Source organism: Advenella kashmirensis WT001, from assembly GCF_000219915.2.
In the GTDB taxonomy this organism is placed as follows: domain Bacteria; phylum Pseudomonadota; class Gammaproteobacteria; order Burkholderiales; family Burkholderiaceae_B; genus Advenella; species Advenella kashmirensis.
This window is the reverse complement of record NC_017964.1, coordinates 2232289-2252965: the sequence shown is the minus strand read 5'-3', so window position 1 is coordinate 2252965 and position 20677 is coordinate 2232289. Positions and strand designations below refer to the sequence as shown.

The window sequence follows — 20677 nt, the reverse complement described above, 5'->3', positions numbered from 1 at the left end:
TAGTGCGTGTAGGATGTCTTACTTTTATCACAGTCAAAAGCGGGTCAGACATGACTTATGAGTTCGATTTCAACTCTGTCTTTGCCTACTGGCAGTTTTTCCTGGAAGGGGCGCGCACGACAGTTGTCATGTCGTTCTGGTCCACGCTGGCCGGGTTTATTCTTGGCGTCATGTGCGCGATCGCTCGCAGTTCTTCCATTACATGGCTTAGCAAAACGGTTGGTGCCTATGTCGAGATTATTCGCAATACACCGCTGATTATTCAAAGCTACTTTCTGATTTTCGGCATGTCCAGCGTCGGGCTGACTATGCCGATTCTAGTCGGCGCCATTCTTGCACTTGTCATCAATATTACAGCCTATACCTGTGAGATTGTGCGGGCCGGGATCGAATCGGTGCCGCGCAGCCAGCGGGAAGCAGGCGAGTGCCTGGGGTTATCTCCCTTGCAGGTGTACTGGCATATTATTCTGGTTCCGGCTCTGGAGCGTGTATATCCGGCGCTGACCAGTCAGTTCATTTTGCTCATGCTGGTTACCAGTGTGCTTTCAGCGGTGGGGACCGAAGATTTGTTCGGCGTTTCGGGTCAGGTGCAATCGATGACGTTTCGCAATTTCGAAGTCTTTATCATTCTCTGGGGGATCTATCTGGCCATGTCCCTAATGGTCCGGGCTATTTTCTGGATGCTGGCCAAGTTACTTTTTGTACGCAGGCGTCGCCTGGGCACGTTGCTTTGAACCGGAGCGCAGAAATATGAATCAGGAACAGTTGGTTTTCCTCTTGCAGGGCGCCTGGGGTACTTTTGTGCTGTCTGCCCTTACGTTTTTGTTTGCCAGCGTAGTGGGGCTGATGATCGCACTGATGCGCGTGTCTGCCAATCCTCTTGTCCGTGGCGCAGCCTTTACCTATATTCAGGCTATTCAGGGTACGCCGCTGCTGGTGTTGATGGGCGTCTGTTTTTACGGTCCGACCATTTTGGGCTTTACGTCGGTACCGGCACTGACGGCAGCCGTACTGGCGCTAACCATTCAGTCTTCGGCCTTTCTGGGTGAGATCTGGCGCGGTTGTATTGAATCGGTGCCGAAAAATCAGTGGGAAGCAGCCGAGTGCCTGGGTTTGAGCCGTATTCAGCGTATGTTCCAGGTTATTTTGCCGCAGGCATTGCGCATCGCTGTGCCGCCCACCGTGGGATTTATGGTGCAGATTGTCAAGAATACCTCGATCGCCTCTTTGGTGATCGGTTTCGCCGAGCTGTCCTATAACGCGAAAATACTCAATAACGCGACTTTCCAGCCATTTCTTTATTTTGGGCTTGCCGCGGTCTTGTATTTCATCATTTGTTATCCGTTGTCGCGACTCAGTCTTAAGCTTGAGCGCAAGCTGAACGTATCCCGCGGCTGAAATGCAAAATTACACAAAGGAGCCAATATGAATTCAGTGCCTTCGCAGCAACCGGTAGCCGAGCTGCCTGTCGGCGCGCCCGTCCCCCCAGACAACGCGCAAGCCGGCACACATGCCGTGCCGCGCGACGGTAAGGCGATCACAGGGGATATCGTGCGTCTGGACAATGTACATAAGTGGTTCGGTGACAACCATGTACTCAAGGGAATCGATCTGAGCGTCAAGCCCGGCGAAATTATTGCCATTATCGGCCAGAGCGGATCGGGCAAGAGTACGGCGCTGCGCTGCATGGATCATCTGGAGCAGATCGATAAGGGGTCGGTGACGGTATGCGGGCATACCTTTGGTGCGGATATCCCCAAGTCTGACCTGAAGATGCTGCGCCAGGATGTCGGCATTGTTTTCCAGAGCTACAACCTGTTCCCGCATTTGACCGTCGAGCGCAATATCACACTTGCGCTAACGTCGGTCAAGAAGATGGGCAAGAGCCAGGCCAAGGAAATCGCGCAAACCGTATTGGCGCAGGTTGGCCTGTCGGAGAAAAGTCAGATGTACCCGGAGCAGCTCTCGGGCGGACAGCAGCAACGCGTTGCGATTGCCCGTTCCCTTGCGATGGGCCCCAAACTCATGCTGTTTGATGAGGTGACCTCTGCACTGGATCCACAGCTAACCGGCGAGGTACTGCGTGTCATTGAAAAACTGGCGCGTGAAGGTATGACGATGGTACTGGTGACGCACGAAATGGCATTTGCCATGAAGGTCGCACATCGCATTGTTTATATGTATCAGGGCAAAATCCATGAACAGGGTGGGCCGGATATGCTGCGCAATCCGCAGACCCCTGAATTGAAGCACTTCCTGGATAACGGTCTGTAATCCGGCTTGCGGCAAAAGAAGCTGAACGTATCCTTTATTAAACGTACTTTTTATTAAAACGCATCCTTTATTTTTGTTGATTCGTTAGAAAACAATATTCCACACAGGAGACAATCATGACTTATTCGCTCAAACCCGCGCTTGCGGCAATTACCGTAGCCACGGCACTGCTGGGCACAGCGGCCCCCGCCTGTGCCAATACCCTGGAACAGATCATGCAGCAAAAAGTGCTGCGGGTTGCCATCGATCTGAGTGCGCCCCCTTATGGCATGAAAAGCGAAACCATGAAGGAAGTGGGCTCGGACGTTGAAACGGCCAATCTGTTGGCAAAGGACCTGGGCGTGACGCTGCAAATTGTCCCAACTACCCAGGCGAACCGCATTCCATTTCTGCTCACCAACAAGGCCGACATTGTGATTTCGAGTTTGTCGATCACGCCAGAGCGCGCAAAGGTAATTGATTTCTCAATACCTTACGCAGTGATCCAGTCTGTGATAGGAGCGCCCAAGGATGCACCCATCAAGGAAATGAAGGATCTGGCAGGAAAAACCGTGGTCACAGCTAGGGGCACCACCAATGATCAGAATGTCACCAAACTGGCGCCACCGGGAACCAATATTGTGCGTTTTGAAAACGATGCGACCGCCATTACCGCGATAACCAGCGGACAGGCGAATATTTTTTCAACCGCGCTTCCATTATTGCTGCGCTCAATAAGAAGGACCCGGCCAAGGCCCTGGATATCAAGGTTGTGATGTCGACCTCGAAAATGGGTATCGGCATCGCCCGCAACAATCCTGAATTGAAAGAAAAAATCAATGAACTGATCCGCCACAATCTGAAAAATGGCCAGTTAAATACCATCTTCAAAAAATATCACGCGACCGATTTGCCACAGGACGTATTGGCTGAAGGTAAATAACAAACGGGCGCATTGTGTGTGCCCGCTCCTTTAGAGTGTCGCCGCCGAGGGCGGGCTGTGTATTGCATCCCAGTAGCCCTCTGAAGCGTAGTGTTGCTTGAGCATATCGATAAAGCTGCGCGTGCGCTGGGGCAGGTGCTTGCGGTTTGGCAATACGGCATAGATCCCGTTGGGCGAGGTAGCATAATCGTCCAGAACCGTGACCAGGCGACCGGCATTCAGGTCGGCCTGCACTTCCCACAAGGACCGCCACGACAGGCCAAAGCCATGTAATGCCCATTCGTGCAGGACACTGCCATCGGAGCATGCCAGCCGGCCGGCAGGTTTGAAGGCGCGCGTGCTGCCTTTTTCGCGAAACAGCCACCCCTTGCTTTGACTGCCTTGCGGGCCGAACGACAGACATTCGTGTTTGACCAGATCCGCCGGTGTCTTAGGTGTGCCGTGTCGTTTCAAATAGGCAGGCGAGGCGACCACCACCCGTCGGTTTTCGGCCAGTTTTAATGCGATCAGTTGTGAGTCTGGCAGATCACCGATGCGGATGGCGCAGTCATATTGCTCTTCGAACATATCGATGATTCTGTCGGTCAGATCCAGTGTGACGCGGATGTCGGGATGAAGTCGACAAAAATCCGGAATGTGCGGCGCCACGTGCTGTCGCCCGAAGCCGGCAGGCGCGGTCAGCCGCAAGGGGCCCGCAATTTTTACCTTGCCCTGGGTAATCTGGCTCTCGGTTTCCGCCAGATCCTTGAGGATGCGCTGGGCTTCCTCAACAAAGGCGTGGCCTTCAGGCGTAAGGGTAAGCTTGCGGGTAGAACGAATCAGCAATTTCACCCCAAGGCGCTCTTCCAGCGCATCAATGCGTCGCCCCATCATGGCTGGGGCAATGCCATGCTGCTTGGCGGCAGCCGACAGGGTACCGAGCGTGGCAACCGCGACAAAACTTTCCAGTTGGGTAAAACGATCCATGGCTTGTGCGTCTTGAGTCTGGGTAAATGAACAATCTGCTCATTGTACCTTCGAATGGTCACGCACTGCGCAATCAGTAGCGGTAGGGATTGTGCATGGAGAAGGTCCAGTCTCGACGTCCTGTTTCGCTGGCATCCGGTGCGTAGGTCAGTTCACTGAAAGTAGCCTCGCCAGCGCGATCGACTGCAATAATGGAGGAGCAGCGAGTGCCGTAATTTTCGCTGATGATAAAGGGGCTGCTCAGCAGCCGCTCGCGCTCCAGCGGAATGCCAGTGTCGGGCAGAGTGTCGTCCGGCGCAGGGGTTGTGTCTTTAAGCAGTGCAAATACCTGTTGCAGGGCATCGGGACAGCAGTCGGGCGTGAGCGCGTCCAGGCCGCGACGCAGGCGTTCGGCCTTGGGCCAGGGCGTGTCCAGTAAATGGTTGGATAGAATATAGCTGCCATGCGTCAGCTTTTGTGGTGGTGCATCCTGCCGGTTACCGGTGTAGAAAACCTCGTTGACATCACCCACGATCAGATTGAAGCCATTGTACTGATCACCGGTTTTCCATACCTGTGTCGCGTAATCGCCGGCGGTCATAATCCCATCTACAAAATTGCTTACCAGCAGGCCGCGTGTGGGGGCTTGCGGGATAAAGCCCGAAGGATCGCGAAAATTGGTCAGCATGGCAAAACGGCCGTTTCTGTTGATTGCCAGCCACGTGCCCCCGCCACTCAGATCCAGTCCCGAGAAAATATCAGGATTGGCATCCCACGGCGCGGCGGGCTGCGCCGGTCTGGCGTGAAATTCGTCACGATTGGCGGCGATATAAAGTGGCCAGTCGGGATCTTTGGCAATAGATAGATAAATAATGCACATGGAAAGCGTCCTTCATGAAACAATAGTCTGGGCTGTTTGATCAGGCAGCCGCGCTGACGTCCTGGGCGATAAGGCTATTCAGGCGAAACAGGCGCTCGCGCTTCAGGACCGTCTCCAGGGGCTCGCGGGGACGACCGATCTTGACCGCGTCGTCAGGAATCAGCGCGAGCAGTTGCACCAGCAAATCGGGATTCAATTCATAGCATTTGACCAGAAACTGGTCGGGGTCCAATAACGACAGGCCCAGCAGGCGCAGTTCGCTGCGGTTGAAGTCGCGCAGGTTTCGGGTCAGAATACAGACAGATTGGCCAGGGTGCAGAGCAAGTGCAGCGCGGCCTGCGGCAATGACGTGCCAATCCTTGCGGTCGCTTTTGGATAGCCCGGTTTCGAATTCACCGACAATCCCCATATCAGCCTGGGGAAAGGCCGTTTGCATGTCCTGCCATTGGACGGCGATGTCTTTATCGGACACCGCCCAGACGCGACTGGCGTTGCGGCGCCATTCCTGGCCGATATAGTCGGCCCAGACAGGTTCGAAGATGCCCGATTGCGCCAGACGCAGCAGCAGGTTCTTAAGAATGGTGGACATCAGCACACAGGTATCCAGCACGACACGCTGGGGCAGCAGGTGACTGGCGACAAGGGGATCGCACTCGGCAGCGGTGTCGGGAAAGCCTGAATTCATTGACTGGTCAATCGGGATAGTTAAAATTTGATTGTACCGGCTGTGGTACCGTTCTTTGGGCGGCAGCTTTGTCTTGAGTCAAAAACTGTGTTGTATTACATCTTGAAATGTGGGTAGTTGCCATTATGTATTAAGCAACCTGGCCATATATGCTTGGCCGTAATGAATGACATGGGAAGAATCATGAGATTTGACAAATTAACCACAAAATTTCAACAGGCGCTTGCTGACGCCCAAAGTCTTGCCGGCCGTAACGACAATCAGTACATCGAACCGGTTCACGTTCTGTCTGCCTTGCTGGGCGACACCGACAGTGGTGCCGGCAGTCTGCTGGCGCGTGCCGGCGTCGCGGTCAATCGTGTCGGTCCGGCCCTGGACAGCGCCATCAAATCGCTGCCTCAGGTGCAGGGAGCCGAAGGAAACGTGCAGATCAGTCGGGAACTGAATGCACTGTTGACCGCAACCGACAAGGAAGCGGCCCGGCGGGGTGATGCTTTTATTGCAAGTGAATTATTTTTGCTGGCATTGGCCGAAGACAAGGGTGAGGCTGGTCGCATCCTGCGCGACTCAGGCCTGCAGAAAAAAGCGCTGGAAGCGGCTATTGAGGCTGTTCGGGGCGGTGCTGCCGTTGAAGACCAGGAAGGTGAAAGTAATCGCCAGGCGCTGAAAAAATACACGACAGACCTGACTGAACGAGCCCGTATGGGTAAGCTGGACCCCGTCATTGGTCGCGACGACGAAATCCGTCGGGCCATCCAGATTCTGCAGCGCCGCACCAAAAACAATCCGGTGCTCATTGGTGAGCCTGGTGTCGGTAAAACGGCCATCGTGGAAGGCCTGGCGCAGCGTATTATCAACGATGAAGTGCCCGAAACCCTGCGCGGCAAACGCGTGCTGTCGCTGGACCTGGCTGCGTTGCTGGCAGGGGCCAAATATCGCGGTGAGTTCGAGGAACGTCTCAAGGCTGTGCTCAAGGAGCTGGCTCAGGATGATGGCAGCAATATTGTCTTCATCGACGAAATTCATACGATGGTTGGCGCAGGCAAGGCCGAAGGGCGATGGACGCCGGCAATATGCTCAAGCCAGCGCTGTCACGCGGCGAACTGCATTGCATTGGCGCCACGACACTTGACGAATACCGTAAGTACATTGAGAAGGACGCCGCCCTGGAACGGCGCTTCCAGAAAGTGCTGATTAACGAACCAGACGTTGAAAGCACAATTGCCATATTGCGGGGTCTTCAGGAGCGCTATGAGTTGCATCACGGCGTCGATATTACCGACCCGGCCATTGTTGCGGCTGCCGAGCTGTCTAATCGCTATATCACTGACCGTTTTCTGCCGGACAAGGCGATTGACCTGATCGATGAGGCTGCAGCGCGTATCCGCATGGAAATCGATTCGAAACCGGAAGTCATGGACCGCCTGGATCGTCGGATTATCCAGTTGAAAATCGAACGCGAGGCAGTTCGTAAAGAGTCCGACGACGCCTCTGCCCGTCGCCTGAAAGCGATCGAGGACGAGCTGGAAAAGCTGCAGCGCGAGTACAACGACTACGAAGAGATCTGGAAAACCGAGAAAGCAGCGGTGCAGGGTGCGCAGTCAATCAAGGAAGAAATCGAGAAGGTCAGGGCGCAGATGCTGAATTTCAGCGCAAGGGCCAGTATGAACAACTGGCCGAGCTGCAATACAGCCGCCTGCCCGAACTGGAAGGACGACTGAAGGTTGCTGAATCGGAAGAGTCCAGCAAAGCCAAGCCACGTCTGCTGCGTACCGAAGTCGGGGCCGAAGAAATTGCGGAAGTGGTTTCGCGCGCTACCGGTATCCCGGTATCCAAAATGATGCAGGGCGAACGTGAAAAATTGCTTGGCATGGAAGATTTCCTGCATAAACGTGTGGTGGGCCAGGACGAAGCGGTGACACTGGTTTCCGATGCGATCCGACGCTCGCGCGCCGGTCTGTCCGACCCGTCACGGCCTTATGGATCCTTCCTGTTTCTGGGCCCGACGGGTGTCGGTAAAACCGAGCTCACCAAGGCTCTGGCCGGCTTCCTGTTCGATTCGGAAGACCACTTGGTGCGCATCGATATGAGCGAGTTCATGGAGAAGCATTCAGTGGCTCGCCTGATCGGGCCCCGCCGGGGTATGTTGGCTACGAAGAGGGCGGGTACCTGACCGAAGCGGTGCGCCGCAAGCCTTATAGCGTCATTCTGCTCGATGAGGTGGAAAAGGCCCATCCGGATGTGTTCAATATCCTGTTACAGGTGCTCGACGATGGTCGTTTGACCGACGGGCAGGGGCGCACGGTAGACTTTCGCAATACCGTTATTGTAATGACCTCGAACCTGGGTTCGCATCATATCCAGAGTATGGCCGGGGAGTCGTATGAGGCGATCAAAGAAGTGGTCTGGGAAGACGTAAAACAGGCATTCCGGCCTGAATTTCTGAATCGCATTGACGAAGTGGTGGTATTTCACTCACTGGACAGCGCGCAGATTTCCTCTATTGCGCGGATTCAACTGGATCGTCTGGCAGCTCGGTTAACGGGTCAGGACATGCATTTGCATATTTCAGATGCGGCACTGGCTCTGCTGGCCAAAAGTGGCTTTGATCCGGTTTTTGGGGCAAGACCGTTGAAACGTGCAATTCAGCAACATGTGGAAAACGGCATGGCCAGAAAAATTCTCGAGGGAGAATTTGGCCCTGGGGACACTGTCTTGGTCGATGTAAAAGACGGTGTATTCTTGTTCAGCCGCGAAAACAGTGATATTGCGGGCTAAAACTGCTAGCTTGTTGTGTAAAGGCCCGGGTGTTTCCCGGGCTTTTTTTTTATATAAATTAAATTTTAATGACAGTTGTATTGACGCCAGCGCTTAAATATTCATTGACACAGGTTCTTTTTACCGACATAGTGTCACACATAAGATATTCAAGTTAAAGGAAGCCGTGCTTCGGTTAAACGAAATAGGCTTCTGGTTACAGCGGTACTGTTTGCATGTGTCGTCTCCTTGAAGTCTTGTCCCAGAGATAGGATTTTATCTCAGTTTATTTATACATCAGGAAATCGACATGTCGACAGAATCAGGAATTGTAAAGTGGTTTAATAACGAGAAAGGCTTTGGTTTCATCAAGCCCGCCTCAGGTGGTAAAGATCTGTTTGTGCACCACACAGACATCATCGGTACAGGCTACAAATCACTGCAAGAAAACCAGGAAGTGACTTTCGTGGTTGCTGAAGGCCCTAAAGGTCCTCAAGCTAAAGAAGTTTCAGCCAAGTAATTTATTTGCGCTGTGCTGAAAATACCGCCTAAGGGCGGTATTTTTTCGTCTGCTCCCATGTGGTGTGGACGAATGACAACAAATTGCGCTCGAAATATTCCTCAATGGCGTCGTTTTTACATAAAGATACAAAAAAACAAAAGAATACTAAGCAACGCCTGTCTGGTATATCAACTTGAAAAAAAGAATGTCTTTTTGCAGACACAGCAAGCGAATGATTCGGTCATACTGTACAACCCTTGTTACGTATTTGGCATGAATTCGTGCACATTATTCAATAAATTATTGAAAATGAGAATAGTTATTATTACAATAACAGGCTGACCTGCAGATCAACATTGGTTCCATTCATATTATCTAATGTGTTTCCGCTAGGCCCGGTTCCCCGCGCCCAGCGCTGTCTGCTGTAATTGCCTGCACAAGGCACGTATGTTGAGCATGTTTAACGGATCAAATTCTCCCGCGGCGATTCCCCTGAGCTTTCGTCTCACCGGCCTGGCTGCAGCGCTGGTGATTATGTCTGGTGCTGCCTGGCTTGGCACACTGGATCTGACGCCGCCCATTGTCAAAGCGACCGATGCGCCGGTCTTGGTAACGATTATCGACGAACCGGTGCGCCCACCTCCCAAAGGGGAGGAGCTGGCGCCAGCGCCCGAGCCCGAGGTGCAACCGGAGCCAGAACCAGAACCAGAACCCCAGCCTGAACCGGAACCGGTACAGGAAGAAATTATTCCGCCTCCAGAGCCTGTACCGGAGCCGGTGTACGAGCTTAAGCCAGAACCCAAGCCTGTAATAGAGCCAAAACCCGAGCCAAAACCGGAACCCAAGCCTAAACCGAAGCCGAAGCCGAAGCCCAAACCTAAACCCAAGCCGAAGCCCAAACCAAAGCCTGAGCCGAAACCGCCGGTCAAGCCTGCACCCAATCTGTCCAATATCAAGATTGATCGCAATATTTCGCTTAAACCGGTGGGCGTCAGCAATGGAGCAAGCGCCAAGCCTTCAGGCGGCCAGACCAATCAGGCCCCCAAGGTCGTGTCTTCGGTCAGTTATCTGGTCAAGCCTAAACCAACTTACCCGCGCGCAGCAAAAATGCGTGGCGAAGCGGGAACCGTTATCGTCCGGGTGCATATCTCAACTGCCGGTACGGTCAAGAGCGCGACATTGCGCCAGGCACTGCCTTATGACTCGCTCAATGATGCGGCTCTGAGAGCGGTGCGGCGTGCCCGTTTCAAACCCTATTCAGAAAATGGCGTCCCCCGGGACTCCATCGCCGATATACCTATTGTTTTTCAATAAAGGAATTTATTCATCATGACTACCCCCTGGCTGTCATCCACATTGGTCGCCCTTGCCCAGGCGACAACGGAAACTGCGCCACAGAACCCCGGCATTATGGATTTTTTAATGCAGAGCGATATTGTCGGCAAATCACTTTTCGGCATTCTTGTTTTGATGGCGCTGGTTACCTGGTACCTGATTGTGGTCAAGGTACTAATGAATATCAGCGGCACCCGCAAGGGAAATCGGTTTCTGCAGCGTTTCTGGAGCTCGCAATCTCTGGAGCAGGTGGACCAGGATTTGCATAAATTCGGCGCACGCGATCCGTTTTCGCGTCTTGCCGACCAGGCCCTGCACGCGCGCGATCATCACAGCCGTTATGGCGCGAGCAATCTGGCCGAACTGGGTACCAATGCGGAGTTTGTCGCTCGCCGTATGAAAAAAGTGATTGATGAGGAAACGGCCCAGGCCGAGAACGGGCTGTCTGTTCTGGGTTCTATTGGTTCGACTGCACCATTTGTCGGGTTGTTCGGCACCGTTTGGGGTGTTTATCACGCCTGATCGGTATCGGCATGGCCGAAGCGGGCGTTACCATCAATAAAATTGCCGGCCCGGTCGGCGAGGCATTGATCATGACCGGCCTTGGCCTGGCGGTTGCTATTCCGGCAGTGCTGGCCTATAACGCCTTTGTTCGCCGCAACCGTGTCATGCTCGCCCGTCTGGATGCATTTGCCCACGATCTGTACGCATTTGTGACCACCGGCCAGCAGTTTGAAAGCCAGAACCCCAAAGTGCGCAGCTTGCGTGGCGGCGGCGGTCGTTAGTCACACAGGAGAAAGCCATGGCTTTTGGAAGTTTTGATCAGAAAAACGGGTCGGCCAGTCCCATGACCGAAATCAATATGGTGCCGCTGATTGACGTAATGCTGGTGCTGCTGGTGATCTTTATCATTACAGCACCACTAATGGCGCATTCAATCAAGATTGATCTGCCTCAGGTAAGCAGCAAGCCGGTAGAACAGGAGCCGGTCATTATCGATCTGGCGATGGATAAGTCAGGCACCATTTATTGGAATGATGAACCGGTAGAGCAGAGCGACCTGCGGGAAATGTTCGTCAATGAAGGCAAGCAAGACCCGCAACCAGAGTTGCGAATCCGGGCTGATGCCGACACGCGATACGAAGCGCTGGCGCAGGTACTTTCCATGGCAAAAGGGTCCGGATTGAAAAAACTGGGCTTTATTACCCAACCTGGCAGCGAGAGCGCTGCTGGCGGTTCGGAAAACGCTGGGGACAGCGGCACCGGCAAGCCTCAAGCAGGTGCACCGGCGACGCCGTCTGCCGGCGCTGGCGCAGCGGCAACACCAACCCAATAAAGGTCTGCTTCGGCAGGCTGTGTCTGGCAGGCGCTGTCAGATAGCGTTCCAGGGTAAAAAAAGGACTGAAGCCTGTGCGATACGGGGTTCAGTCCTTTTTTGCATGATGACAGCGCCGGTTTTGGTGGCGGCAACACGCATGGCTTGGCCAATGCCGGAAAACCAGGCGGCTGGTTTTGTTGCCTGTCCTGGGCCGCAGCTTGCAGCAAATAACCATGCCTTGCAGACAATGCTTGTTTTAAAGCGTTTCTTCCTGCTTGCCGTAGAATTTTACCCCGATCGTGATGCGATCACGCCCCTGGGCGCGACGATGCCGGTTGGTGTCGCGCAATGAATACACACAACCACAGTATTCCTGCTGATAGAATTCTTCGCGCTTGCTGATCTCGATCATGCGGGCTGAACCACCGCCTTTGCGCCAGTTGTATGTCCAGTACACCAGCTCCGGATAGCGTGCAGCGGCACGTTCGCCACAGCCATTGATTTGCTTCATGTCCTTCCAGCGCGAAATACCAAGCGAACTGGTAATGGTATCGAAACCATGTTCATGTGCGTACAGTGCGGTTCGCTCAAAACGCATATCGAAGCAGGCGGTACAGCGAATGCCCCGTTCGGGCTCATTTTCCATGCCTTTGACCCGGTCGAACCAATTGTCTACGTCGTAGTCGGCATCAATAAACTCAATGCCATGTAGTTGCGCAAAGCGTATGTTTTCTTCCTTGCGGATTTCATACTCACGAACCGGATGGATGTTTGGATTGTAAAAAAAGATGGAGTAGTTGATGCCCGATGCCAGCATGGCTTCCATGACTTCGCCCGAACACGGGGCACAGCATGAATGCAGCAGCACTTTGCCGTGTCCTTCGGGCAGGGCAAGGGTGGGGCGTTCAATATCAGTAACAGTAACCATGGCGATCAGAGAAAAGTCGTTTCTTAATCTGTTATTTTAGGATATTTCCCGGGTGGATTGACGTTTTTTTTAAAAAACCTCTTTATTTTCAAGTGTTTTCTCCGAACACATCATCCCAAAGCGTGCATACCGCAGCCCGTTCCTCCTTCAGCAGCGAAGGATCGATTCTGGCTTTTTCGTCCCCCTTGAGCCTGACGGCATGCTGCATGCGTCGCAGGATACGATAACTATCCGCTGTTTTGCGGGCATGCTCGGCATTGAGAATGCCCACCTCGCCGGCGATATTGAGCAGGGCAATATTGCCTAGATTTTCCAGCAGTTGCTTATGTTGGTGTGCGTAGGCAAGAACGCAATACTGGGTAATGAATTCAATATCCACCATTCCGCCATGGTCATGTTTCACATCGAATAACTCGGTGTTATTCGGATGCCCGGCACGAATTCTGGCACGCATTTCAATCACTTCCTGTTTGAGCTTTTCCGGGTCGCGCTGCTGCAGAAGGATGTCGCGGCGAATACGCTCGAACGTTTTGCCGATCTGCGGGTCGCCCGCTGAAAACCGCGCCCGCGTCAGCGCCTGATGCTCCCAGACCCAGGCATGTTCCCGTTGATATTTTTCAAAGGTATCCACCGATACCGCCAGCAAACCGGCATCGCCGTCGGGACGCAGGCGTAAATCTATTTCATACAGCCTGCCAGACGACGTCATGCTCGACAGCCATGTACTGAGGCGACGGCCAAGCTTGGCATACACTTCCAGCGCATAGTCACCCGGATCGTCAAACAGCAGGACCAGATCCAGGTCGGACGCATAACCCAGTTCCTTGCCGCCCAGCTTGCCATAGGAGATCACAGCGAATTTGGGCATGTGATAAAGGGTGTCGTCTGGTTGTATCTGTTTGGGACGCACCAGCGGCCAGACGCGCTTCAGGCTTTCCTGGAGCAGTGCATCGGCCAGGGCGGAGAGCTGGTCTGCCAGTTTTTCCACGGTCAACTCGCCTTCCAGGTCTTGTGCCAGCAACTGGAAGCTGACCTGGCGTTGCAGATCACGCATGACATTCATTTGCTGCTCAACGTCCGGGGTACCGTCATGCAGAACGCAGGCATCCAGTTCCTTGTCCAGCTGTTCGGCTGTCAGCGCGATGTTGACGGGCTCCATCAGGCTATTCCATTCGATCAGACTATCGAGCAGAATCGGATTGGCAGTCAGGTAGCTGGCTGCCCAGGGACTGGACGCCATAATTCGCGCCACCCGGGCCAGGGTGTCAGGAAATTCGGCAAGCAGCGCGATGTAAGAACTGCGCTGCGCAATGGTTTCGATCAAGTCGAACAGGCGCGCGCAGGCGGTGTTGGGCAATGGGGTACGCGAGGCTGCCTGGATGACGGCAGGCAGCAGTTTTTCCAGACGAGCGCGGCTGCTATTGGACAAGCTGCGGATGCGTGAACTGCCCAACAGTGCTTCGAGCCGATGCTCGACATCATTTGAGTCATGTTCGGCAAAATGTTGCTTGATGATGTCTTCCAGGTTCCTGTCGTCACGGTGCTCGGTGTCGCAGGTTTGCGGTTGCTGGCCATTGCTTTGGTCATCATTCAGGCCGGCAATGCGAAAGGCGTCCCGAAAAGTATCAGCGACAAACTGTCGATGGGCGGCCAGTCTGGTGGTGAAGTCGGCCGCCGTGAAACCCAGTACGGTGGCCAAAGCCGCCATGCGCGCCTGGTCATTAGGCAACAGATGGGTCTGTTCGTCCTCCCGGTATTGCAGAAAATGCTCGACGCGGCGCAAAAAGCGGTAGGCCTCTTCGAGCTTCTTGCCCGTTTCGGGGGCAATCAATCCTGCGCTGACTTCGGCATGCAGCGCCTTGATCAGGCAAGGTTCCTGGATAGTGGGCAAGCGACCACCCTTGATCAATTGCGATAGCTGAACCACAAACTCGATCTCGCGAATGCCGCCTTCGCCAAGTTTGATATTGTGAACCGTGTCGACACCGTTTTTGGACAGGGCGCGTCGCTGCCAATCCTGACGGATTCGCTCGCGCAGCTGGCGTAGCGAGGCCAGCGTATCGAAGTCGAAATATTTGCGATAAATGAAGGGAAGTCGCAGGCTTTCCAGCTGTTGAGCGTAGGGGGCCGGTGCGCTGCCCTCCAGCGCCTGTACCTGAATGATGCGCGCCTTGAGCCAGGCATAGCGTTCCCATTCGCGCCCTTGTGCAATCAGGTAGTTTTCCAGCGCGTCCAGGCTCCAGGCCAGGGGGCCTGCGTCGCCATCCGGACGCAGGCGCAGATCGGTGCGAAACACCTGGCCGTCGGCATCCTGATCGGACAGGATCGGCATCATGCGCCGGGTCAGGCGGCCATAGAATTCGTGATGGCTCAGTGGTCGTCGCCCGGTGGTTTCGCCTTCCTCCGGGTACAGCATGATCAGATCGATGTCCGATGAGACATTCAGTTCGTACCCGCCCAGTTTACCCATCCCCAGAATGATCATTTCCATGGGCTTGCCAGTAGCTGGATCCACGGGGCGCCATGGATCTGAACCATATCGGTCATCACGCTGCGGTATGCTTGGGCAACGGCAAAGTCAGCCAGAAAGGACATGGCATGTGTCACTTCCTCCAGCGTTGCCTCGCCGCCCGTATCCCGCACGACCAGCGTGTCGAACAGGCGGCTGCGCAGCTTGCGCAGGATGATCCGGCAGTGTTCGATTTCCCAGGCCTGGGTTGCGGGGGCGCCCAGGTTGCTGGCCAGTTCCTGCGACCACTGTAAAATGCTTGCGGATGTAATGGGCTCAGCCGAGTCTGCCAGTAATTGTTGCTGGATCTCGGGCCGCGCGTCCAAGCGGCGGCGCAGGTAGCCGGACCAGGAAAGAGCGCTTTGCAGGGATTGGATACAATTCATGAGTTGCCGATGTGATGACGGGATGCTGTATATAATAATACCCGAACCCCGACCGACCCATGAACAGACCGATGTCCAACGAGAATCACTGAGTGAATTTGCCGTACCGACTGCTAAAATACGCCGGCACCCTCCTTATAGCGCTTATAGTCCTGGCCATGGCGGCGGCATTGGCTGTCCGCTTTCTGCTAGCTCCCAATATCGACCATTTTCGCGAACAAGTTGAGCAGCGGCTGAGCGTGGCGACAGGCCAGCACGTCAGAATCGAAAAACTGGCGATTGATTGGACGGGAATTGTGCCCCGGTTACGGCTGCGCGCGCTGCAGGTTACCGATCAGTCCGATACGCCGATGTTGACTGTCGGCGAAGCGGTCGCCAGTCTGGACTGGGGACAAGCCTTGCGGTTGCAGCTGGAGCCGGCCGCTGTCGAAATTCGGCAGATTCATCTGAACATGACTCGTGATCGGCAGCAACGGATTTGGCTGCTTGGCAGGCGCCTGGACAGCGATAACGTCCATTCGGCGCCCGAGGCGGTCGATGCCGGTAACGTGACGCTGGCACCTTTGTCCGATTTGCTGCAAGCCTTGCCGGAAATGACCGTGCTCAACGGGAGCTTTAGCTGGACTGACCAGACGCGGCCCCAGGCGGGTCCGTTTACGTTCTCTGATTTCACATTGCAGTTGACAAAAAATGGAACAAAGCGAGTGCTTAGCGCCAGCGCCCGCATGCCTGCGCAGGTGGGTCATTCCATTCAGCTATTGAGCAGCCTGCAGCAGGATGATGTTGCAGATAAACAAACGCCGGCCTGGTCGGGCAACTTACGAGTGTCTGTGCTCAATCTGGACGTGCTGGCCGCCAGGCCCTGGTTCGATATACCGCAAAAAGTAAAATCGGGCATCGTCTCGCATGCAGTGGTCGACCTTCAAATTGACAGCAATGTGCCCCAGGACATGATGGTGGCCTATGGATTGGAGAAGGTGCGGGTTGAAGATCACATCCGTAATCACGAGTTTATTATCGCTGCAGATAGCCTGAACTCCCGTCTGAGCTCGTCTTTTACAAGTGTAATCAATGAATTCAACCGCTGGCGTTTGTCGATGCATGAAGCCGCTGCGGCTGATAACATCAGCTACCCGCCGGTGCAGTTTGAGTCCAGTGTCAAGGGTTTCTATTATAAGGACCCGGTTATTTTTGAGAATCCGCTGTCGATTGATGAAGCGAGTATCCGTGGTGATTTCAGTCGTAATTCTGTGCAGGAGCCGCGGGTCAATTTTACCCGGGCTACGGTACATAATCAGGATTTGCAGATGGAGGGGAGCGGGACCTGGCGTTCCGACGCCAACAGCGATAACGGTATTGTGGATTTGAGCGGATCGTTGCGGGCGGTGTCATTGCCGCATTTGTACAACTATCTGCCCAATGTGATGGATCCGGATGCACGTGAATGGCTTAAGGATGCCTTTCAGAATGGGGAACTGTCGGCCGCCGAGTTCGAGCTCAAGGGCGTGGTTGATGATTTTCCGTTTGGCCTGGCGCCTGACTCGGGCAGTTTCCTGCTACGCGGCACTTACGCAGATTTGCTGCTCAATTATCATCAGAAAGATATCCGGGGCAAACGCTGGCCGGTCGTCAACTCCGATAGTGGCACGATTCATTTTCAGAATGATCAGATCATTATTGATTCCATTCAGGCCTTCTATGCCATGCCTGAAGGCCAGCGGCTGAATCTGGATACGTTTCACGGAGTTGTATCCAGTCTTGAGAAAAACACCACAGTTGATTTACAGGCAAAGGCAAGTGGACGCGCCGAGGATTTCCTGACCTTCACCAGAATCAGCCCGTTGGGCAATCTGATCAATAATGTGCTGGATGAAGCGCAAGGCAGTGGTCAGTGGACCATTCCCATCGCGCTGCACATCCCGGTGCTGGACGCGGATAATTCACAGATTTCCGGTTCGATTCATCTGGATGATAGCCGTTTCCGACTCACACCGGATTTTCCTTGGGCTGAGCATCTTGAAGGCGCAATGCCGTTTACCGAGACACAACTGCAGGCCAATGCCGTCAAGGGTGTCATGCTGGGCGGTAAAGTCGTGCTTGACGGGCCCATCGGCACCGTGGGCAAGCCGCTATCCATTAACGGCACCCTGACCGCGGCCGGCTTGCGTCAATTGCTACCGGTGCAGGGCATGCGACGCATTAGTGGCAGCACAGATTACACCAGCCTGGTGCACTTTTCATCAGGCGGCAGGGTAAAGGTTCAGTTCAAATCGGATCTTGCGGGCCTGGCTACGCAATTTCCCGATAGCTTATCCAAGCCCAAATCGGCGCGCTGGCCGACCACGATTGTCTGGCGTGCAAACGAAGGCGCCAGGGATAACGGCAAGCGTTACCTGGATATTCGCATTGACGGCACCCGTACGCACGCGATTTTCGAGCATGATGTTAATAGCAGCAAGGGACCGTATTTCCATCGCGGCACCATCGGTGTCAACAAAGCCGCTGAACTGGGCCAGCCCGGTCTGACGATCGTGGCGCAGAACCCGACGCTGGATGCGCAGGCGTGGGATGACATAGTTGATGAGTTTGCCGACAGCGCCGCGGCGGATCGTGAACGGCAGGTATTGCCGGATGTGTCACACGTGGCCCTACAAGCACAGGCATTAATGGTCAAGAACCAAACGCTGACGGATGCCACGCTGACGGCTACCAGGGCGGACAGGCAATGGAATCTGCAACTGAATTCCGCTCAGGCGCAGGGAAGCGGGGCCTGGATACCCGGCGTGCGCGCTCGGGATCCGGGCAACCTGACCGTCAGACTCGATACCTTGAACATTATTGAACCGGCCGATGAACCTGCCGATACGCGCACGCCACTGCAAAAGGACAGGGACACCGCAAAGGCGCGCGCTGGCGCGACGCAACCTTTGCCGCGTCTGGACCTGGCGGTGAAAAATCTGACTGTCTATGGCAAGCAAATGGGACAGATGATACTCAAAGGCTACCAGTTGCCGGGTTCGGACGATTGGAAGGTGGATTACTTCAGCCTGGTCAATGAGGGCGGGTCGCTTGCGGCGCAAGGCGCCATCCATCAGCAAGGCACGGCAAAGGATCTGCAACTGCAAGGAAAAATTGTGGTTTCTGACTTGGGCCGATTTCTTGAAACCTATCAGTTGGGCGGGGTCATCAAAAATGGCAGCGGCCAGATCGACGCGGAAATTGACTGGAAAAACGTCCAGGATCTGGATTTGGCCATGCTCAATGGTTCACTGAACGGCAGCCTCAAAGAAGGGCGTCTGGAAAGCGTCCAGTCGTCCGCGGTCAAGGCTCTGGAGTTATTGTCATTGCAGTCGTTTCGGCGCTTGCCCAAATTCGGGAAAACACTGGGCAATTCGGTGCAGTCGGGGCTTACTTTTGACACTATCCGCAGCCGCATGCGCCTGGATGCCGGCCGCCTCGTTGTCGACGATTTCCGCCTGAACGGCCCGTCGTCTGCCATTGTGGCCTCCGGCGTGACTGATCTGAAATCCGAAAGCCTGGACTTTCAGGCCGTGGTCGTGCCCAAGCTGGATGTGAGCGGCGCCTCTGTATTGGCGGGAACCATCGTTAATCCGGCGGTCGGGGTAGGCGCTTTCCTGACGCAATGGCTGCTGCAGGCGCCATTGCAGCGTGCCCTGACGGTAAAATATCACGTAACCGGAAACTGGGCCAGGCCATTGCTCAACGACATGGCATTGCCCAGCGAAGCTGAATTGAAAAACCGTGAATCCGAACGGAAAATGGATGAGCTGTATCGGACCCATTGAGCGGTCCACCAACATTGTCGAGGAAAAAAATGGCCTTGAGCGTATTTGACATTTTCAAGGTGGGTATCGGGCCTTCGAGTTCCCACACGGTCGGCCCCATGATTGCTGCTCTGCGTTTTGTGAATCGTCTGGAGCAAGCCGACCTGCTTGAGAGCGCGCAACGTCTTCATATAGAGATGTTCGGCTCGCTGGCGCGACCGGCAAGGGGCATAAAAGTGATATGGCAGTTGTTATTGGGCTGCATGGTTACCAGCCAGAGACGCTGGATCCGGACATGGTACCGGCACTGATCGAGCAGGTGCGCAGCAGTGGCATGGTCAGGTTACTCAATCGCCACGAGATTGTCTTTGATGAGAGCGTCCATATCAAGTTCAATCGACGGGAAACCTTGCCCCAGCATTCGAATGGAATGCGCTTCAAGGCGTTCGATGCTGCCGATCAATTACTTATGAAGAAGGAATATTATTCCATTGGCGGCGGTTTCGTGATGAATTGCGACCGGGTCCGGGTGAATCTGACACCGGATATTGACATCCCTTATCCGTTTAATTCTGGTCAGCAGTTGCTTGATCTATGTCAGCGGCACCAGTTGACAATTGCACAGTTGATGATGGAGAACGAAAGGCATTATCGGCCGCAGCAGGAAGTCAGGCAGAAAATACTGGACTTGTGGGCAGTAATGCAGGCTTGTGTAACGCGTGGCTGTTCAGCCACCGGCAGTCTGCCGGGTTTTCTTCATGTCAAGCGTCGCGCCCGACAGCTGCATGAACAGTTGTGCAGTCGACCTCATGAGTCGCTGAAAGATCCCCTGTCCATGCTCGATTGGGTGAATCTGTATGCGCTGGCAGTCAATGAGGAGAACGCGGCCAGTGGCAAGGTGGTGACAGCGCCGACCAACGGGGCGGCAGGAGTCATTCCCGCAGTCCTGCATTATTACGTCAATTTCGTGCCCGGCGCCAATGAACAGGGCGTGATTGATTTTCTGCTGACGGCTGCGGCCATAGGGATTCTCTACAAGGAAAATGCGTCTATTTCCGGCGCCGAGGTCGGCTGCCAGGGAGAAGTGGGCGTTGCCTGCTCCATGGCGGCGGGCGCGCTCGCAGCCGTATTGGGGGGCACCGTCCCGCAAGCGGAGAATGCCGCCGAAATTGGTATGGAGCACAATCTGGGGATGACTTGTGATCCTGTTGGCGGCATGGTGCAGATTCCATGTATCGAGCGCAATGCGATGGGCGCGGTCAAGGCCATCAATGCCGCCCGCATGGCATTGCGGGGTGACGGCACACATTACGTGTCGCTGGATAAAGTGATCCGCACCATGATGCAGACCGGAGCGGATATGAAATCGAAGTATAAGGAAACATCGCGTGGCGGGCTGGCCGTTAATATCATTGAATGCTAACGTTGACTGAGATTTGCCTTCGGCGCGA

15 protein-coding genes and 6 pseudogenes are annotated in these 20677 nt (G+C 54.5%); 16 read left to right on the top strand and 5 right to left on the bottom strand.

Going from position 1 to position 20677, the window contains the following annotated elements:
• The first annotated feature begins 50 nt into the window (after positions 1-50).
• The 5 genes from TKWG_RS10500 to TKWG_RS24850 all read left to right on the top strand — a co-directional run bounded on the left by TKWG_RS10500 (position 51) and on the right by TKWG_RS24850 (position 3196).
• The gene (locus TKWG_RS10500; protein WP_014750816.1) at positions 51-734 is read left to right on the top strand and encodes an amino acid ABC transporter permease; all 684 of its coding nucleotides are present in this window, start codon (positions 51-53) and stop codon (positions 732-734) included.
• A 16-nt stretch (positions 735-750) separates the two neighbouring features.
• Positions 751-1398 carry an amino acid ABC transporter permease gene (locus TKWG_RS10495; protein ID WP_014750815.1) on the top strand — a complete coding sequence of 216 codons (648 nt, stop codon included), beginning with the start codon at positions 751-753 and terminating at the stop codon, positions 1396-1398.
• Between the two features lie 27 nt (positions 1399-1425).
• Positions 1426-2274, top strand: coding sequence for an amino acid ABC transporter ATP-binding protein (locus TKWG_RS10490; RefSeq protein ID WP_014750814.1), 849 nt, complete (start codon positions 1426-1428; stop codon positions 2272-2274).
• Between the two features lie 116 nt (positions 2275-2390).
• Entirely contained in the window at positions 2391-3029 is a 639-nt protein-coding gene (locus TKWG_RS10485) for a transporter substrate-binding domain-containing protein (protein WP_014750813.1), read from the top strand.
• Complete coding sequence (locus tag TKWG_RS24850; RefSeq protein ID WP_407636840.1) at positions 3026-3196, top strand: type 2 periplasmic-binding domain-containing protein; 171 nt, start codon at positions 3026-3028, stop codon at positions 3194-3196. The genes TKWG_RS10485 and TKWG_RS24850 overlap by 4 nt, the downstream gene beginning before the upstream one ends.
• Positions 3197-3226: 30 nt before the next feature.
• Here the strand turns inward: TKWG_RS24850 and TKWG_RS10480 are convergent, their stop codons facing one another.
• The 3 genes from TKWG_RS10480 to TKWG_RS10470 form a co-directional block, all read right to left on the bottom strand.
• The gene (locus TKWG_RS10480; RefSeq protein WP_014750811.1) at positions 3227-4162 is read right to left on the bottom strand and encodes a LysR family transcriptional regulator; all 936 of its coding nucleotides are present in this window, start codon (positions 4160-4162) and stop codon (positions 3227-3229) included.
• Positions 4163-4235: 73 nt separating this feature from the next.
• Complete coding sequence (locus TKWG_RS10475; protein WP_014750810.1) at positions 4236-5021, bottom strand: NRDE family protein; 786 nt, start codon at positions 5019-5021, stop codon at positions 4236-4238.
• A gap of 40 nt (positions 5022-5061) precedes the next feature.
• On the bottom strand, positions 5062-5706 hold the full coding sequence (locus TKWG_RS10470; protein ID WP_014750809.1) for a PIN domain-containing protein: 645 nt from the start codon (positions 5704-5706) through the stop codon (positions 5062-5064).
• 162 nt (positions 5707-5868) lie between these two features.
• Here TKWG_RS10470 and TKWG_RS27505 point away from each other — a divergent pair.
• The 9 genes and pseudogenes from TKWG_RS27505 to TKWG_RS10445 form a co-directional block, all read left to right on the top strand.
• Positions 5869-6312 (top strand): annotated as a pseudogene (locus TKWG_RS27505) (Clp protease N-terminal domain-containing protein); the annotation flags it as partial.
• A 99-nt stretch (positions 6313-6411) separates the two neighbouring features.
• Positions 6412-6900: pseudogene (locus TKWG_RS27500) on the top strand (AAA family ATPase); the annotation flags it as partial.
• Positions 6894-7427, top strand: a complete 534-nt coding sequence (locus TKWG_RS27075) for a hypothetical protein (RefSeq protein WP_407636838.1) — start codon at positions 6894-6896, stop codon at positions 7425-7427. The pseudogene TKWG_RS27500 and the gene TKWG_RS27075, both read left to right, overlap by 7 nt.
• 116 nt (positions 7428-7543) lie before the next feature.
• Positions 7544-8109, top strand: a pseudogene (locus TKWG_RS27070) (AAA family ATPase); the annotation flags it as partial.
• Positions 8107-8484 carry a hypothetical protein gene (locus TKWG_RS27065; RefSeq protein WP_407636921.1) on the top strand — a complete coding sequence of 126 codons (378 nt, stop codon included), beginning with the start codon at positions 8107-8109 and terminating at the stop codon, positions 8482-8484. The pseudogene TKWG_RS27070 and the gene TKWG_RS27065, both read left to right, overlap by 3 nt.
• Before the next feature lie 289 nt (positions 8485-8773).
• Positions 8774-8983, top strand: a complete 210-nt coding sequence (locus TKWG_RS10460) for a cold-shock protein (protein ID WP_014750808.1) — start codon at positions 8774-8776, stop codon at positions 8981-8983.
• Positions 8984-9421: 438 nt separating this feature from the next.
• A complete protein-coding gene (locus TKWG_RS10455) occupies positions 9422-10279 on the top strand; it encodes an energy transducer TonB (RefSeq protein ID WP_014750807.1) in 858 nt (285 codons plus the stop codon).
• A gap of 15 nt (positions 10280-10294) precedes the next feature.
• A pseudogene (locus TKWG_RS10450) lies at positions 10295-11085 on the top strand (MotA/TolQ/ExbB proton channel family protein).
• Between the two features lie 17 nt (positions 11086-11102).
• Entirely contained in the window at positions 11103-11636 is a 534-nt protein-coding gene (locus TKWG_RS10445) for an ExbD/TolR family protein (protein WP_014750806.1), read from the top strand.
• A 238-nt stretch (positions 11637-11874) separates the two neighbouring features.
• Here TKWG_RS10445 and TKWG_RS10440 read toward each other — a convergent pair whose 3' ends face one another.
• A complete protein-coding gene (locus TKWG_RS10440) occupies positions 11875-12546 on the bottom strand; it encodes an epoxyqueuosine reductase QueH (protein WP_014750805.1) in 672 nt (223 codons plus the stop codon).
• An 88-nt stretch (positions 12547-12634) separates the two neighbouring features.
• Positions 12635-15441: pseudogene (gene glnE / locus TKWG_RS10435) on the bottom strand (bifunctional [glutamate--ammonia ligase]-adenylyl-L-tyrosine phosphorylase/[glutamate--ammonia-ligase] adenylyltransferase).
• 92 nt (positions 15442-15533) lie between these two features.
• On the opposite strand from glnE, the gene TKWG_RS10430 reads away from it, so the two are divergent.
• Together TKWG_RS10430 and TKWG_RS10425 are read left to right on the top strand one after the other, a co-directional pair.
• Positions 15534-19247 carry a YhdP family protein gene (locus TKWG_RS10430; RefSeq protein ID WP_148274520.1) on the top strand — a complete coding sequence of 1238 codons (3714 nt, stop codon included), beginning with the start codon at positions 15534-15536 and terminating at the stop codon, positions 19245-19247.
• A gap of 98 nt (positions 19248-19345) precedes the next feature.
• Positions 19346-20649: pseudogene (locus tag TKWG_RS10425) on the top strand (L-serine ammonia-lyase).
• Positions 20650-20677 lie beyond the last annotated feature (28 nt).

Excerpts from the sequence above, each read along its gene's own strand:
- TKWG_RS10495 (WP_014750815.1), top strand. The coding sequence starts at position 751 with ATGAATCAGGAACAGTTGGTTTTCCTCTTGCAGGGCGCCTGGGGTACT.
- TKWG_RS10490 (WP_014750814.1), top strand. The coding sequence starts at position 1,426 with ATGAATTCAGTGCCTTCGCAGCAACCGGTAGCCGAGCTGCCTGTCGGC.
- TKWG_RS10500 (WP_014750816.1), top strand. The coding sequence starts at position 51 with ATGACTTATGAGTTCGATTTCAACTCTGTCTTTGCCTACTGGCAGTTT.
- TKWG_RS10445 (WP_014750806.1), top strand. The coding sequence starts at position 11,103 with ATGGCTTTTGGAAGTTTTGATCAGAAAAACGGGTCGGCCAGTCCCATG.
- TKWG_RS10480 (WP_014750811.1), bottom strand. The coding sequence starts at position 4,162 with ATGGATCGTTTTACCCAACTGGAAAGTTTTGTCGCGGTTGCCACGCTC.
- TKWG_RS10455 (WP_014750807.1), top strand. The coding sequence starts at position 9,422 with ATGTTTAACGGATCAAATTCTCCCGCGGCGATTCCCCTGAGCTTTCGT.
- TKWG_RS10485 (WP_014750813.1), top strand. The coding sequence starts at position 2,391 with ATGACTTATTCGCTCAAACCCGCGCTTGCGGCAATTACCGTAGCCACG.
- TKWG_RS10470 (WP_014750809.1), bottom strand. The coding sequence starts at position 5,706 with ATGAATTCAGGCTTTCCCGACACCGCTGCCGAGTGCGATCCCCTTGTC.
- TKWG_RS10460 (WP_014750808.1), top strand. The coding sequence starts at position 8,774 with ATGTCGACAGAATCAGGAATTGTAAAGTGGTTTAATAACGAGAAAGGC.
- TKWG_RS10440 (WP_014750805.1), bottom strand. The coding sequence starts at position 12,546 with ATGGTTACTGTTACTGATATTGAACGCCCCACCCTTGCCCTGCCCGAA.
- TKWG_RS10475 (WP_014750810.1), bottom strand. The coding sequence starts at position 5,021 with ATGTGCATTATTTATCTATCTATTGCCAAAGATCCCGACTGGCCACTT.